The organism is Azospirillum sp. Marseille-Q6669 (genome assembly GCF_965111635.1).
The window spans coordinates 575,046-590,048 of the sequence record NZ_CBCOOP010000001.1; the positions used below are offsets into that span (position 1 = coordinate 575,046).

Annotated in this window: 15 protein-coding genes; 8 read left to right on the forward strand and 7 right to left on the reverse strand. The window is 68.8% G+C overall.

The features are described 5' to 3' along the window. Positions 1-72: 72 nt before the first annotated feature. From ACWPXE_RS02330 to ACWPXE_RS02355, 6 genes are all read left to right on the forward strand, one after another. Positions 73-1,203 (forward strand): ABC transporter substrate-binding protein, encoded by a 1,131-nt coding sequence (locus tag ACWPXE_RS02330; RefSeq protein ID WP_454016527.1) that lies wholly within the window; start codon positions 73-75, stop codon positions 1,201-1,203. A gap of 166 nt (positions 1,204-1,369) precedes the next feature. Then, positions 1,370-2,284, forward strand: coding sequence for a branched-chain amino acid ABC transporter permease (locus ACWPXE_RS02335; RefSeq protein WP_040136279.1), 915 nt, complete (start codon positions 1,370-1,372; stop codon positions 2,282-2,284). Continuing rightward, a complete protein-coding gene (locus tag ACWPXE_RS02340) occupies positions 2,271-3,299 on the forward strand; it encodes a branched-chain amino acid ABC transporter permease (protein ID WP_454016528.1) in 1,029 nt (342 codons plus the stop codon). The genes ACWPXE_RS02335 and ACWPXE_RS02340 overlap by 14 nt, the downstream gene beginning before the upstream one ends. Further along, positions 3,296-4,063 carry an ABC transporter ATP-binding protein gene (locus ACWPXE_RS02345; protein ID WP_094304648.1) on the forward strand — a complete coding sequence of 256 codons (768 nt, stop codon included), beginning with the start codon at positions 3,296-3,298 and terminating at the stop codon, positions 4,061-4,063. Before ACWPXE_RS02340 ends, ACWPXE_RS02345 begins: the two co-directional genes overlap by 4 nt. After that, positions 4,060-4,785: an ABC transporter ATP-binding protein gene (locus tag ACWPXE_RS02350; RefSeq protein ID WP_454016529.1), complete on the forward strand. Its 726-nt coding sequence runs from the start codon at positions 4,060-4,062 to the stop codon at positions 4,783-4,785. The genes ACWPXE_RS02345 and ACWPXE_RS02350 overlap by 4 nt, the downstream gene beginning before the upstream one ends. An 11-nt stretch (positions 4,786-4,796) precedes the next feature. Continuing rightward, positions 4,797-5,300 carry an L-2-amino-thiazoline-4-carboxylic acid hydrolase gene (locus ACWPXE_RS02355; RefSeq protein ID WP_454016530.1) on the forward strand — a complete coding sequence of 168 codons (504 nt, stop codon included), beginning with the start codon at positions 4,797-4,799 and terminating at the stop codon, positions 5,298-5,300. 78 nt (positions 5,301-5,378) lie between these two features. On the opposite strand, the gene ACWPXE_RS02360 is transcribed toward ACWPXE_RS02355, so the two are convergent. Together ACWPXE_RS02360 and ACWPXE_RS02365 are read right to left on the reverse strand one after the other, a co-directional pair. After that, a complete protein-coding gene (locus tag ACWPXE_RS02360; RefSeq protein WP_454016531.1) occupies positions 5,379-6,908 on the reverse strand; it encodes a methyl-accepting chemotaxis protein in 1,530 nt (509 codons plus the stop codon). An 81-nt stretch (positions 6,909-6,989) separates the two neighbouring features. Then, the gene (locus ACWPXE_RS02365) at positions 6,990-7,385 is read right to left on the reverse strand and encodes a PAS domain-containing protein (RefSeq protein ID WP_454016532.1); all 396 of its coding nucleotides are present in this window, start codon (positions 7,383-7,385) and stop codon (positions 6,990-6,992) included. Between the two features lie 368 nt (positions 7,386-7,753). Here ACWPXE_RS02365 and ACWPXE_RS02370 point away from each other — a divergent pair, with 368 nt between their 5' ends. Continuing rightward, entirely contained in the window at positions 7,754-8,344 is a 591-nt protein-coding gene (locus ACWPXE_RS02370; RefSeq protein ID WP_454016533.1) for an NADPH-dependent FMN reductase, read from the forward strand. Between the two features lie 99 nt (positions 8,345-8,443). After that, the gene (locus tag ACWPXE_RS02375; protein ID WP_454016534.1) at positions 8,444-9,943 is read left to right on the forward strand and encodes an L-lactate permease; all 1,500 of its coding nucleotides are present in this window, start codon (positions 8,444-8,446) and stop codon (positions 9,941-9,943) included. Between the two features lie 3 nt (positions 9,944-9,946). On the opposite strand, the gene ACWPXE_RS02380 is transcribed toward ACWPXE_RS02375, so the two are convergent. The 5 genes from ACWPXE_RS02380 to ACWPXE_RS02400 all read right to left on the reverse strand — a co-directional run bounded on the left by ACWPXE_RS02380 (position 9,947) and on the right by ACWPXE_RS02400 (position 14,863). Further along, entirely contained in the window at positions 9,947-10,744 is a 798-nt protein-coding gene (locus ACWPXE_RS02380; protein WP_454016535.1) for a DeoR/GlpR family DNA-binding transcription regulator, read from the reverse strand. A 74-nt stretch (positions 10,745-10,818) separates the two neighbouring features. After that, the gene (locus tag ACWPXE_RS02385) at positions 10,819-11,895 is read right to left on the reverse strand and encodes an ABC transporter ATP-binding protein (RefSeq protein ID WP_454016536.1); all 1,077 of its coding nucleotides are present in this window, start codon (positions 11,893-11,895) and stop codon (positions 10,819-10,821) included. Between the two features lie 4 nt (positions 11,896-11,899). Beyond that, entirely contained in the window at positions 11,900-12,721 is an 822-nt protein-coding gene (locus ACWPXE_RS02390) for a carbohydrate ABC transporter permease (RefSeq protein WP_454016537.1), read from the reverse strand. A 4-nt stretch (positions 12,722-12,725) separates the two neighbouring features. Then, positions 12,726-13,628 carry a carbohydrate ABC transporter permease gene (locus tag ACWPXE_RS02395; RefSeq protein WP_454016538.1) on the reverse strand — a complete coding sequence of 301 codons (903 nt, stop codon included), beginning with the start codon at positions 13,626-13,628 and terminating at the stop codon, positions 12,726-12,728. Then, positions 13,625-14,863 carry an ABC transporter substrate-binding protein gene (locus ACWPXE_RS02400; RefSeq protein ID WP_454017892.1) on the reverse strand — a complete coding sequence of 413 codons (1,239 nt, stop codon included), beginning with the start codon at positions 14,861-14,863 and terminating at the stop codon, positions 13,625-13,627. Before ACWPXE_RS02400 ends, ACWPXE_RS02395 begins: the two co-directional genes overlap by 4 nt. Positions 14,864-15,003 lie beyond the last annotated feature (140 nt).

The window sequence follows — 15,003 nt, forward strand, 5'->3', positions numbered from 1 at the left end:
ATGCCTCCCAACCGTACGACGCTGCCCAACACCGGCCTCGAAGCCGGCCTTCACAAGAAAGGTTCACCCGCGATGACCGCCCTGAAGACCGCCTCCCTCGCCGCCCTGATGACGGCCGCGCTGGCCGGCACCGCTTTGACCACCGGCACCGCCCTGGCCGCCGACACCGTGAAGATCGGCTATCAGCTGCCGCTGACCGGCGAGACCGCCCAGTACGGCCAGGACTTCCGCAAGGCCGCCGAGATCGCGCTGACCGAGTTCAACGCGTCCGGCAAGCCCTTCAAGGCGGAGATCGTCTTCGAGGACAGCCGCTCCGACGCCAAGGAGGGCACCAACATCGCCCGCAAGTTCGTGGACGACAAGGCGATCGTCGGCGTGCTGGGCGACTTCACCTCGGGCGTGTCGATGGCCTCGGCGCAGGTCTACAAGGACGCCGGGATGCCGCAGCTCTCGCAAACGGCCTCGCACCCCGACTACACCAAGATCTCCAAGTACCAGTTCCGCAACATCGCCACCCAGGCGCAGGAAGGCCCCTACAACGCCAAGTGGATGCTGTCCAAGGGCTACAAGAACATCGCCGTCATCGCCGAGCAGACCGACTGGGGCCAGTCCGTCGTCTCCGGCTTCACCGACGGCGTGAAGGCCAACGGCGGCACGGTGGTCTTCTCCGAGTTCTTCAACCGCGGCCTGAAGGACTACCGCTCGCTGATCAGCAAGCTGGAGCGCGCGAAGCCGGACGCCATCTACACCGGCTTCTTCTACGAGGACGGCGCGCAGTTCCTGCGTCAGGTGCAGCAGCTCGGCATCAAGACGCCGGTCTACTCGACCTCGGCCGCCTACAGCCCGAAGCTGATCGAGCTGGCCGGCGAAGCCGCGGAGGGCGTGCACCTGACCTCCAACTTCCTGCCGACCGACCCCGCCCCGCACATCCAGCATTTCGTGACGGAGTGGAAAGCCGCCTCCAACGGCGCGGTTCCGGGCCAGTTCCCGGCCCAGGCCTATGACGCCGTGCGCATCATGCTGGCCGCGGTGGAGAAGGCCTACCCGAACCCGACCCGCGAAAAGGTGCGCGACGCCCTGGCCCAGACCAAGGACTTCCCGGGCGTGACCGGCAAGACCAGCTTCAGCGCCGACCGCGAGGCCGAGAAGGAGCTGGTGAAGGTCGAGGTCAAGGGCGGCGCCTTCGTGCCGGTCGCCGACTGACCGGCGCGCGCCCCTCCGACCCGATAGCCTAAAGCGAACTTCCGTTCGCTTTAGGCTCATATCACCTCATTCGCCGGTGGGCTCCGGTCGCACATGCGACCGGGACCGCCGTCGCGGTCCAAAGCGGTTTCCAACCCGCTTTAACGATCTCCAGCGAACGGCCCGCATGATCGACCCATATTACCTCCAGCAGCTCGCCATCGGGCTGTCGCTGGGGATGACCTACGCGCTGATGGCGATCGGCTTCACGCTGATCTTCGGCGTGCTGAACGTCGTCAACTTCGCCCATGGCGAGGTCTACACGCTGGGCGCCTTCGCCGGGCTGGTGCTGATTTCCGCGACGGCCCCGCCGATCTTCGCGGTGATCTTCATCGCCCTGGCGATCGGCGCCATGGCCGGATTCTCGCTGGAGCGGATCGCCTTCAAGCCCTTCCGCCGCTTCACCGACGAGGCGTCGCTGAAGTCGCGGGCGATGCGCGAATCCACCCTGCTCTCCTCGCTCGCCGTGTCCATCGTGGTGCGCGAGGCGCTGGAGATCGTGTTCGGGTCGCAGATGCGCTCCGTCCCGTTCGAGTATCTGATCAACACGCCGGTGCGCATCGGGCCGGTGATCCTGGTGACCGGCGACTTCATCATCTTCGGCGTCGCCGCGGCGATGCTCATCGGTCTCCAGTATCTGCTGACCCGCACCCGCATCGGCCTGTCGATCCGGGCGGTGTCGAACAACCCGCTGGGCGCAAAGTATGTCGGCATCGACACCGACCGCACCATCATCATGACTTTCGTCGTCGGCTCGATGATGGGGGCGGCGGCCGGCATCCTGACGGGGCTCTATTACGGGGCGATCTTCCCCGCCATGGGCTTCGTGCCCGGCATCAAGGCCTTCGTCGCCATGGTGATGGGCGGGCTGTCCTCGATCCCCGGTGCGGTGATCTGCGCCCTGATCCTGGGCATCTCGGAGAGCATGGCGACGACCTTCGTGTCGTCGGGCTGGTCGGACATGGTGGCCTACGGCTTCCTGATCCTGACCCTGATCTTCTTCCCCAACGGATTGTTCGGAGCGCGCCGTGAACGTGTCTGACCTGTCGGCGCCGCCGCGCGGGCGGGGGTTGCTGATACCGCTCCTCCTCGCCCTGCTGGTCTTCGTGGGGCTGCCGGCCATGTTGGCCGGCTTCGACCGCGGCTATTTCTACCAGATCGCCAATCTGGCGCTGATCTTCATCCTGCTGTCCGCCTCCATGCATCTGGTCACCGGGGTGGCCGGGCTGCTGCATCTCGGGCACGCCGCCTTCTACGGGGTCGGCGCCTACACCGCCGCCCTGCTGTCCACCAAGTTCGGGCTGGGCTTCACGGTGACGCTGCCGCTGTCCGGTCTGGTGGCGGCGCTGATCGCCTTCCTGGTGGCGCTGCCGACCATGCGGCTGGTCAGCATCTATTTCGCCGTGGCGACCCTGGCCATCGGGCAGATGCTCTATCTGGTCATGCTGAACTGGGTGGAGTTCACCAAGGGGCCCAACGGCATCATCATCACCAAGGGGCTGGAGCTGTTCGGCTTCAGCCTGTCAGGCCGGCTCGCCACCTACTACACGGTGGCGACGGTGGTGGCGCTGTGCGTGCTGGCGATCGGGCGGCTCAGCCACTCCTATTACGGCAACGCGCTGCGCTCGATCCGCGAGGACGACCAGTGCGCCGACGCCATGGGCGTCAGCACGGCGCGGCTGAAGATGGAGGCCTTCACCCTGTCGGCCTTCTTCGCCGGTGTGGCGGGCAGCCTGTGGGCGCACATGACCGGCTATATCTCGCCGGGCGACTTCAAGTTCTCCGAATCCATCCTGATCCTGGCGATGGTGGTGGTGGGCGGCCTGGGCAGCCTGCCTGGAGCGGTGATCGGCGCGCTTCTGCTGATCCTGCTGCCGGAGGGGCTGCGCGCCTTCGGCGACTTCCGCAACATCATGGTCGGTCTGGTGATGTTCCTGTCGATCCTCCTGCTGCCGAAGGGCCTGCTGGGCGAGGTCTCCGCGCTCCAGCTCGCGCGGCGCCAGCTGGGCGCGGCGTGGCGCAACACCGTGAAGGGCGAAGGGATCGGCTGGCGATGACCCATCTTCTCGACATCCGCAACGTCAGCCGCCGCTTCGGCGGCGTGCTGGCGGTCAACGACGTGACCGGCCATGTGGACGAGGGCGAGCTGGTCGGGCTGATCGGCCCGAACGGCGCCGGCAAGACCACGCTGTTCAACCTGATCTCCGGCTTCACGCCGCTGTCGTCGGGCACCGTCGCCTTCGACGGCAAGACCATCAGCGGGCTGAAGACCAACCAGGTGGCCCGGCTGGGCATCAGCCGCACCTTCCAGAACCTGCGCGTCTTCCCGAACATGTCGGTCTTCGACAACGTGTCGGTGGGCGCGGTGGGCGCGCTGCCGCAGGGGGCGCTGGGCGCCCTGTTCGGCTCCCTCGCCGGGGGTGGCGCCCGCTCCGCCGAGATCAGCCGCCGCACCTGGGAGGCGCTGGAGGCGGTCGGCCTGACCCATGTGGCGGGCGAACTGGCGGCCAACCTGCCCTACGGCCAGCGCAAGTATCTGGAGATCGCCCGCGCCCTGGCGATGCAGCCGCGCTTCCTGATCCTCGACGAGCCCGCCGCCGGCCTCAACGACACCGAGACCCGCGCGCTGGCCGACTTCATCAAGCGGCTGCACGGCACCGGCCTGACCATCATGCTGGTGGAGCACGACATGACCCTGGTCATGAGCATCTGCCAGCGCATCCTCGTGCTCGCCTCCGGCCGCAAGATCGCCGACGGCCCGCCCGACGCCATCCGCCGCGATCCGGCGGTCCTGGAAGCCTATCTGGGGGTGGACGCATGACCCAGCCGCAATCCAATGGTCCCATTCTCACGATCGAGAACCTGCACGTCACCATGGGGCCGCAGGAGATCCTGCACGGCATCGACCTGACCGTGGCGCAGGGCGCCATCGTCGCCGTGCTGGGCTCCAACGGCGTCGGCAAAACGACGCTGATGCGGGCGATCTCGGGCGTCTACCGGGCGAGCCGGGGCAGCATCGCCTTCCGCGGCGAGGCCATCGCCAACCTGCCCGCCCACCGCATCGTCAAGCTCGGCCTGTCGCAGGCGCCGGAGGGCCGCCAGATCTTCTCCAACATGAGCGTGCGGGAGAATCTGGTGCTCGGCGGCGGCGACATCGGGCTGGGCGAACTGGACCGGATGCTCGACATGTTCCCGGTCCTGCGGGAGCGCCTGCGCCAGAACGCCGGGTCGCTGTCGGGCGGCGAGCAGCAGATGCTGTGCATCGCTCGCGCCCTGATGCGCCGCCCGGCCCTGCTTCTGCTCGACGAGCCGTCGCTGGGGCTGGCCCCGATGGTGGTCGCGCAGATCTTCGATCTGGTGCAGCGCATCCGGACGGAGGGCGTGTCGATCCTGCTGGTCGAGCAGAACGCCCGCGCCGCGCTGCGGGTCGCCGACCACGCGGCGGTGATGGAGGACGGGCGCATCGTGCTGGCCGAACCGGCCGCCCAACTGCGTGACGATCCCCGCATCGCCGAAGCCTATCTCGGCGGGCACGCGCATTGACGGAGACAGTGATGACCGAATCGACCGACACGCCCCCGGCCAAGCCCGCGATGGGCATGCTGGAGCGCCGCGGGATTGAGGCGGCGATCTTGAAGCCGGTCTATGAGGAGATGGCCGTCCGGCTGGGCGAGGCGGTAGCGCAAGAGATCCTTGGCGCTGCCATCACCCGTGCCGCCGTCGAATCCGCCGCCGCCTTCGCCGCGACCGAGCCGAACGGCACCAGCCTGACCAGCTTCGCCGACCTGCAGCCGTTGTGGACCAAGGACGACGCGCTGCGGCTGGAGGTACTGCACCAGGACGAGACGCGGTTCGACTACAACGTCACCCGCTGCCGCTACGCCGAGATGTACCGGGAGATGGGGCTGGGTCACATCGGACACCTGCTGTCCTGCAACCGCGACGCCGCCTTCTGCACAGGCTACGACCCGTCGATCAAGATGGAGCGGACGCAGACCATCATGCAGGGCGCCAGCCATTGCGACTTCCGCTACCGCGTCGACAAGCCGCAAGGCTGACGGGGAAAAGCCCGAAACGACGACGGCCCGGCGTGCAGAACGCCGGGCCGTTGCTTTTTCAGAGCGGGTTGCTGTTCGTCAGGCCGCCGCCGTCGCCACCGGCTGAAGGCCGCGGGTCAACTGGGCGAAGGCGTCACGGAAGCGCGGCAGGGCGACGTCGCTTTCGGCGAAGCGGACATGGATCGCCGTCTTGTCGATGGCCCGCACCTCGAAGGCGACGGTCAGGCCGAAGCGGTCGAGCCGCAGAGTGCCACGGTCGCCCACGCCAAGACCGCCGATCCCGCTCAGCATGGCGCCGCCGTTCGACAGGTCGGTCAGCGTGCCGGACTGATCGCGCCCCTGCACCACGACGCCGCAGGCCTCGTTCACCCGGTAGCGCGGGCTGCGGCGGCGGTCGGCGTCGCTGGTGGAGGTGCGGACGACACGCACCAGCACGCGGCGCAGCTCGTCGATGCTCGTCGCCACCTCGTCCGAGCCGGCCCGCACGCCCGAGGCCTGCGAACCGGTCTGGTCGGCGTCGCTGGAGACGGCGGCGATGCGCACCGACACCTCCTGCGCGGCGTTGGAGGTCTCCACCACGTTGCGGCTGATTTCCTGGGTGGCGGCGGCCTGCTCCTCCATCGCGGCGGCGATGGCGCTGGAGATCTGGTCGATCTCGCCGATGGTGTCGCCGATTTCCGCCACGGCCCCCACGGCGGTGCTGGTCACCCCCTGGATTTCCGCGATCAGACGGGTGATCTCCTCGGTGGAGCGGGCGGTCTGGTTGGCGAGGTTCTTCACCTCCTGGGCCACCACGGCGAAGCCCTTGCCGGCCTCACCCGCACGCGCCGCCTCGATGGTGGCGTTGAGCGCCAGCAGGTTGGTCTGGCTGGCGATGTCGGTGATCAGCTTGACCACCTCGTCGATGCGGCCGACCGCCTCGGACAGCGACTGGATGGTGCCCTGGGTGCGCTGGCCGTTCTCCACGGCGCGGCGGGTGACCGCGCTGGAATGGGCGATCTGCGCGGAGATTTCGCGGATCGAGGCCGCCAGCTCCTCCGTCGCCGCCGCCACGGTCTGGGCGTTGGCCAGCGCTTCCTCCGCAGCCGCGGCGACGTTCTGCGCGTTGATGCTGACCCGCTCGGCGGAGGTCGCCATGGCGTCGGCGTCCTGGGCCATGCCGCCGGTGCGCAGGGCCACCTGCTCCACCGCATGGCTGGCCTCGCGCTCCACCGTCTCTGCCATGGACTGGAGAGCGGTGATGCGCTCCTCCTCCGCCTGGCGCTGGCGCTCGGCGCGCTCTTGGGTCGAATAGTTCAGCTTCGCCTTCACGGCACGGATCTGCGATCGGATGCGGGCGAACTCCGCCACGCCGGAGCTGGGGACGTTGGTCATCAGGTCGCCGCGGGCGATGGCGTCGAGATGGGTTTCCACCAGCCCGAGCGGGCGCCGCACCGTGCCCAGAACGCTGAGCGTCCCGACGCCGGCCACCAGCAGGCCGAACAGCATCAGCCCGGCGAAAACCTCGACGCTGTCGCTACCGGTCAGGCTCAGCCAGCCGAGGACCATGACGGTCAGCAACAGAAGACCGGTGGTTGCCACGATGCGCCCGGCGATGCTCGACGCCAAGTCACCCAGCCAGACGCCGAAACCGCGGCGGACGATCTGGCCGTCCAGCAGGCCATACTGCTGGCCGCGCCCGGCGCGGATCTACGCGTAGATGCGCTCCGCCTCCGCCACCGCTTCCCGGCTCGGCTTGGACCGGATGGAGATGTACTCCGTCACCACGCCCTTCTCGGTGATCGGGGTGACGTTCGCCTTGACCCAATAATGGTCGCCGCTTTTGGACCGGTTCTTGACCAGCCCTTCCCACGGCCTGCCGTCCTTGATGGTTTCCCACAGGTTGGCGAAGGCCGCCGGTGGCATGTCCGGATGGCGCACAAGATTATGAGGCGAGCCGAGTAATTCCGTTTCTGAGAAACCGCTAATATCAACAAATGCTTTATTGACGAACGTGATCTTGCCGCGGGTGTCGGTCCGTGACACAAGCAGCATGTCGTCGGACATTTCGATTTCGCGGTTCGTAACCGGTCCATTGTCGCGCATAAGCCAGCACCCCGTCGCGGAGAACACGCACAAACACTACTTAAGTGCTACTTCTACTGTATTAATGGCCGAAAAACATCACCATATTGTCGCACCATCTTAGCCCGTCGCCAGCCTCTCTTGAGCCGCATCCCACCCCCTAGTGCCTTGCAAGCGCTGGAAAAATCAGCGATTTATCTTGTATTTTATGCGTATTCGCAGCGCTGCTTTCCCCTATTGTGGATTCTACGGAGTCCGCCCCGATCCGGAGCGGAGGCGTGGTCCGGCCCCTGATCCCGCGGGTTGCGGCGCGGGGACGGGGACGGCACCATCCTCCGTGCGCACCGTTGGAACGGGCACCCACCTCAAACCGCGACAGGACAGCCACGATGACCGACACCGCCAAGCCCGTCCGCCTTCTCGGCCTTTCCGGCAGCATCCGCCGTCACTCCCACTGCACCGCGGTGCTGAGCACGATCGCCGACTCGCTGGGCGAAAAGGCGGGCAGCAAGGCGGAGATGGCGCTGTTCCCCCTGAACGACATCCCGCTTTACGATCCCGATCTGGACGCGGAGAACACCCCCGCCGCGGCCACCGCGCTCCGCGACGCCATCGCCGCGGCCGACGGTCTGGTCATCATCTCCCCGGAATACAATTACGGCATGTCGGGCGTGCTGAAGAACGCGTTGGACTGGGCGTCGCGCCCGGCCATGAAGTCGCCGGTGCGGGGCAAGCCGATCCTCATCATGACCGCCTCCCCCGCCTTCACCGGCGGCGTGCGCGCCCAGCACGAGATGCGCGAGACACTGTCCGGCATGATGGGTCGGGTCATCGCCCGCCCGCAGGTGGTCATCGGCACGGTTCACGAGAAGATCAAGGACGGCCGGCTGACCGACCAAGCCGCGCTGGACTTCGCGTTGGCCGCCATCGACGACCTTCTGGCGGAAATCGCCCTGCTGCGCGGGATCAAAGGCGCCTGAGTCCCAGGCAGGGCAGCCGCGCAAAGACCGATGGGGCTGGCCGAAGCGTGCCGATATTAGTATATCAGCACGCTTCTTCCACGGTCCCCTGTGTCGATCATGCCCCTGACCCTCCATCTCCTGCCGCTCGCCGCCACCATCGCCCTGCTCGTGTCGCGGCGCGTCAGCATGCTAACCGCCGGGACCGCGGGCATGGCGCTGGCCGCCGGGGTGCTCATGGCGGCCCTGATGGTGGCGCAGCCGAGCGGCGCCACCGCTCCGGATTGGCTGGCCCAACTGCCCAGCCTGCTCCCCGCCGTGGCGCTGAAGGCCGGCGAGGGAGCGTGGCTGGCGTGGCACGCCATGTCGATCATCGCGGCGGGCCTGCTGTTCCACCGCGCTTTCGAGGCCCGCGCCGTCAAGGCCGATGCGCAGGTCGAGGCGAAGACACCGGCCGAGCGCCGCCGCGCCGTCTTCGTCGCCTGCCTGCTCGCCGGTCCTTTCGCCGAATCGGTGACGGGGTTCGGCGTCGGGCTGGTGGTGGCGCTCGCCATGCTGCGCCCGCTGAATCTGCCGCCGGCCCACGCCGCGGCGTTGGGCCTGTTCAGCCAGATGCTCGCCCCCTGGGGTGCGCTGGGCGTCGGCACGCGGGTCGGGGCGGAGCTGATCGGCGTGTCCTTCACCGAGCTGGGGACGGCCAGCGCCGCTCTGATGGTGGTCGTGCTGCCCAGCCTGCTGCTGGTGTTCTGGCGGCTGATCCACGGCGCCGGGCTGACCTCCACCCCGGGCGACCGGGCCAGGGACCTCGTCCTGATGCTGACGCTGGCCGGGCTGCTCTGGCTGACCAACCGCTTCGTGGCGCCGGAGCTGGGCGGCGGGCTGGCGACGGCGGTGCTTCTGCTGGCGGTGGAGGCGCGGCGGCTGCCGCGCGACGCCGCCGGCCTGTCGCGGCTGCTGGCCCTGCTGTGGCCCTATGTGGTTCTGGTCGGCGGGCTGATGGCGACACGGTTGGTGCCGCCGCTGTCGGGCTGGACGGCGGACTTGCTGGTGCTCGACCCGTTCGGCGGGCTGGCGCCGATGCCCCTGCTGCGCCACCCCTCGACATGGCTGGTCGCCATCGCCCTTGTCATGCTGGCGAGCCTGCCGCGCGGGCGCGCCCTGGCTGTGGCCGGTCCCGCCCTGCGCGCGGCGCTGGTGCCGATGGCGGCGACCCTGGTCTTCGTGGAACTGGCCGCCTTCATGGCCGCCTCCGGCGGGGCGGCGGCCTTCGGGCAGGCGTGGCAGGCGGTGGCGGGCTCCGCCGCCGTGCTGGCCGTGCCGGTGCTGGGGGCGGCGACGGGGATGCTGACCGGCTCCAACACGGCGTCGAACGCCCTGATGATGCACATCCAGGTCAATCTGGCGTCGGGCAGCGGCCTGCCGCTGATCGCCGCCGCCGCGATCCAGGTGGTGGCCGGCAGCGTCTGCACGCTGCTGACGCCGGGCCGGATCGTTCTGGCCTCCAGCCTTCTGGGGCTGACCAAGGCGGAGTCCGCGATCTACCGGCTGGCGCTGCCCATCGGCGTCGCCTCCACGGCCTCGCTGCTCGCCGTCGTCATCGCCTGGGTCTGGCTGGTGTAGGGATCAGTCCTGGGGTTCCGGCTCCGCCGCGCGGTCGGGGAACAGCTCCTCCACCCGCACGCCGGACTCCCGGCAGATGCGGGCCAGCCGGTCGGAGGGCAGGACGTCCGTGACGAAGGTGTGGACCTGCGAGATGTGGCCGATGCGCACCGGGGCGGTGCGCTCCAGCTTGCCGCGGTCGGCGACCAGGATGACGTGGCGGGCGTTCGCCATGATCGCCTGCGACACCCGCACCTCGCGGTAATCGAAGTCGAGCAGCGCCCCGCTCTCGTCGATGGCCGAGGCGCCGATCACCGCGAAATCGGCCATGAACTGGTTGAAGAAGTCGATGGCGGCCTCGCCGACGATGCCGCCGTCCGACCGACGCACCACGCCGCCGGCCACGATCACCTCGATGTGCGGCTCGGGGCGCAGCAGGTTGGCGACGTTGATGTTGTTGGTGATGACCACCAACCCGCTGCGCCCCTGAAGGGCGCGGGCCACCTCCTCCGTCGTCGTGCCGATGTTGATGAAGAGGGAGGAGCTGTCGGGCACCAGCTCCGCGGCGCGGCGGCCGATGGCGCGCTTCTCGTCCTGGGCGATCAGCCGCCGCGCCTCGTAGCCGAGATTCTCGACACCCGATCCGGCGACCGCGCCGCCGTGGACCCGCTGGAGCAGGCGACGGTCGCACAGCTCGTTCAGGTCCTTGCGGATGGTCTGCGGCGTGACGTTGAAGCGGGCGGCCAGATCGTCGACCAGCACGCGCCCCTGCGTGCGGGCGAGCGCCAGGATGTCGGTCTGCCGGGGTGTCATGATGTCCATGGCGGCATTCAAACCGACCGCCGCTTCGCCCGCAAGTTCATTCGAAAGCAGTACAGCGCGCCCCGCCGCTGCGCTCAGAGCCTCTGCCCGTCGGACCCGAAGAGATGCGCGGTTTCACTCCGCAGGTTCAAGCGCAACCGCTCGCCCGTCGCCACCGGCCGGTCGCCGTCGAGGCGGACCAGAAGCCTTTGCCCGTCTTCCAGCGCGGCGTGGCAATGCGTCTCGCCGCCCAGCCGTTCCACGGCCAGGATGGTGGCGACCAGCCCGACCCCGCCATCGGCCAAACCGACATGCTCCGGCCGGACGCCCAGCGTCAGCAGCGTGCCCGCCGCCGGCGCTGAAGCATCCACGGCGATATCCAGCGGCACCCCGCCGGGAAGCCACACCCGCACCGACCCGTCCGCCTGCCCCTCCGAGACCACATCCAGGAAGTTCATGGCCGGCGAGCCGATGAAGCCGGCGACGAAGCGGTTGCGCGGGCGGTGGTACAGCTCCAGCGGCGTGCCGGCCTGCTCCACCCGCCCGGCGTTCAGCACGACGATGCGGTCGGCCAGGGTCATTGCCTCCACCTGATCGTGGGTCACGTAGATCATGGTGGCGCGCAGGTCGGCCTTCAGCTTGGCGATCTCCAGGCGCATTTGGACGCGCAGGCCGGCGTCGAGGTTGGACAGCGGCTCGTCGAACAGGAAGACCTGCGGCTCGCGCACGATGGCCCGCCCGATGGCGACGCGCTGGCGCTGCCCACCGGACAAGTCGCGCGGCTTGCGGTCGAGCAGATCCTCGATCTGCAGCAGCCGCGCGGCGGCGCGCACCCGCTCCGCGATGGTCCCCTTGTCGGTCCGCGACAGGGTCAGGCCGAAGGCCATGTTGTCGTAGGCCGTCATGTGGGGGTAGAGCGCGTAGGACTGGAAGACCATGGCGATGCCGCGCGCCGCCGGAGGCTGGTCGTTCACCCGCTGCCCACCGATGGACAGGTCCCCGGCGCTCGGCTCCTCCAGCCCGGCGATCAGGCGCAGCAGAGTGGACTTGCCGCAGCCGGACGGCCCGACGAAGGCGACGAACTCACCGTCCGCGACCTCCAGGTCGACGCCGTGGATGACCTCGATCCGCCCGAAGCTCTTGCGCACCCCGCGCAGCGTGACGCCCGCCATCGCCCTACCCCTTCACAGCGCCGGCGGTCAGGCCGGAGACGATCCGCCGCTGGAACAGCAGCACCAGCCCGATCAGCGGCACCGTCACCACCACCGACGACGCCATGATCCGGCCCCAGGGCAGCTCGTACTGGCTGGCCCCGGACATCAGCGCGATCGCCACCGGCACGGTGCGCGCGTCGTCGGTCAGGGTGAAGGTCAGGGCGAACAGGAACTCGTTCCAGGCGGCGATGAAGGCGAGCAGCCCGGTCGCCGCCAGCGCCGGCCCCATCAGCGGCAGGAACACCCGCGTCACGATCACGAAGGGGCCGGCGCCGTCCACCATGGCGGCCTCCTCCAGTTCCTTCGGCAGCTCGCGCATGAAGGTGGTCAACACCCAGACGGTGAAGGGCAGCGTGAAGATCAGGTAGGACAACATCAGCGAGCCGATCCGGTTGTAGAGGCCGAGCCAGCGCACCAGCTCGAACAGGCCCGACAGAACGGCGACCTGCGGGAACATCGACACGCCCAGCACCACGAACAGCAGCAGCCCCCGCCCGCGGAAGCGCACCCGCCCCAGCGCGTAGGCGGCCAGCACCGCCAGCCCCAGCGACAGCGCCACCACCGCCGAGGCGGCCAGCAGGGAGTTCAGGATGTTCCGCCCGAAGGGCTGCTCCTTGAAGATCGCCGCGTAGTTCGCCAGCGATGGCTGCGACGGCCAGGCCTCCACCGTGAACAGCGCGCTGCCCGCCTTCAGCGAGGTGACGATGGCCCAGGCGAAGGGAAACACCGCCCAGACGACGATTCCCAGAACCACAAGAGCAAAGGCGATGCGTTTCAGGCCCATCCCCTCACCTCCCCGCGTCGACACGCACGCGGCCCAGCGTCACCGCCAGCACCGTCGCCACCGCCAGCACCAGGACCAGCAGGGTCGCCGCGGCGGAGCCGTAGCCCACGTCCTGGAAGTCGATCAGATATTGCCGGGCATAGACCGACATCGACATGGTGGAGCGGCTGTTGCCGGTCAGCACATACATCAGGTCGAACACGCGCAGCGCGTCCAGCGTGCGGAACAGCACCGCCACCATCAGCGCCGGACGGATCAGCGGCAGCGTGATGCGGAAGAAGACCTTCACCGGATGCACCCCGTCCACCCGCGCCGCCTCGTAGAGGTCGCGCGGCAGCATCTGCAGGGCGGCCAGGATCAGCAGCGCCATGAAGGGCGTGGATTTCCAGACATCGACCGCGATCACCACCGGCAGCGCCAGATCGGGATCGGCGGTCCAGGCCCGCGGCTCGGCGATCAGCCCGAGTCCCATCAGGATCGTGTTCACCACGCCGTAGAGATCATGGAACATCCAGCCCCACATCTGGGCCGACACCACGGTGGGGATCGCCCAGGGGATCAGGACGGCGGCGCGCAGCAGCCCGCGCCCCGGCAGATGCGCGTTCAGGATCAGCGCGACGCCCAGCCCCAACGCCGTCTCGATCGCCACCGACACCACGGTGAAGACCAGCGTGTTCCACACCGCCCGCCACCAGACGGGGTCGCGCATCAGCCACAGGTAATTGTCCAGCCCCACCCCCTGGAAGCCGTCCAGCGTGGCGAGCGTCGCGTCGGTGAAGGAGAAGAAGACGGTGCGGAACAACGGCCAGCCGGCCACCCCCGCCAGCACGGTCAGCATCGGCAGCAGGAACAGCCACGCCGCCCGGCGCCGCTGCCGCTCCAGGCTGGATCGCGGAAGAGCGCTCACCAGCGCCCTCCCCGGCTGATGCGGACCAGAGCCTCCTTGAGATCGGGCAGCATCGCCTTGGCGTCCTGCCGTCCGGTAAGCACCTCGTGGACGTTGGCGTAGAACTCCGCCGACACTTGGTTGTAGCGCATGCCCGTCGCCTGGGCCGGGCGGTTGACCGCATTGGCGATGGAGTCGGCCAGCTCTGCGAAGAAGGGGTTGGTGGCCACCACCTCCGCATCCTCGTAGAGCGCCGGGATGGTCGGGTTGGAGGCGCCGTGGATGGCCCGGCGCTTCTGCTCGGCCAGGCCGGTCAGATACAGCGCCAGGTCCGCGGCCTCGTCCGCATGGGCGGAGAATTTGCTGACCGCCAGCAACTGCCCGCCCAGCGTGGACGTGTGGCGCCCCTCCGGCCCGCCCTTGGGCAGCGGCACCACGGCGACCTTGCCGCCGACCGCGCTGTCCGCCGCGTTGACCAGCGTCCAGGCGTAGGGCCAGTTGCGCATGAAAACGGCGTTGCCGGACTGGAAGACCCCGCGCGCCTCCTCCTCCATGTAATTGAGGACTCCCGGTGGACTGATCGAACCGACCCAACCGTGGGCCATGGCCAGCGCCTCGGCGGCGCGCGGGTTGTCGATGGTGACGGCTCCGTCGGGGGCGACAATGGTGCCGCCGTTGCGGCTGGCGATCCATTCCAGCGCGTTGACGGTCAGCCCTTCATAGGCGCGGCCCTGCCAGACATAGCCCCACATCCGGTCCCGCCCGGCGGCGCGCTCCGCCCGTTGGATCAGGGCGGCGGTGTCCTGAAGCTCCTCCCAGGTCTGCGGCACCGGGCGCCCGTGGGCCTCCAGCAGATCCTTGCGGGCGTAGAGAACCCCGGCGTCGGCGAACCAGGGCATCGCGACCAGCCGGCCCTTGACCGTCGCAGCCTCGACCATTGCCGGAAGATGTTGGCGAACAACGTCCGGCCCGGCGCGGTCCTTCAGGTCGATGAAGTAGTTGCCGAGGATGCCCGGCCAGACCACGTCGATCTGGAACACGTCGATGTCCGGCGATCCGGCGGCGAGAAGCTGCTGGTAGAGCGCCAACTGCTCGCTCGCCCCCTTCGGCGGGGAAACGAAACGAACCTCGTTCCCGCTGCGCCGCGCCCATTCCTGCGCGCCGTCGCGACACAGGTCGAAGCTGATGCCGAGCCCGCTGCAGGCGAGAGTCACCGTCGCCCCGGCGGCGGGCAGCGCCGAGAGGGCCGTCAACACCCCAGCCAAGAGCAACGCGCACCGCCGCGCCATGGGATTCCATCCGTTCCCGGTTCACCCAGGTCCGGATGGGAAACTCCAATGGCCGCGGTCGAGTTCCCTAGGGCCGAATTGCAGCCGAACGACAAAGCCCTCTCCCC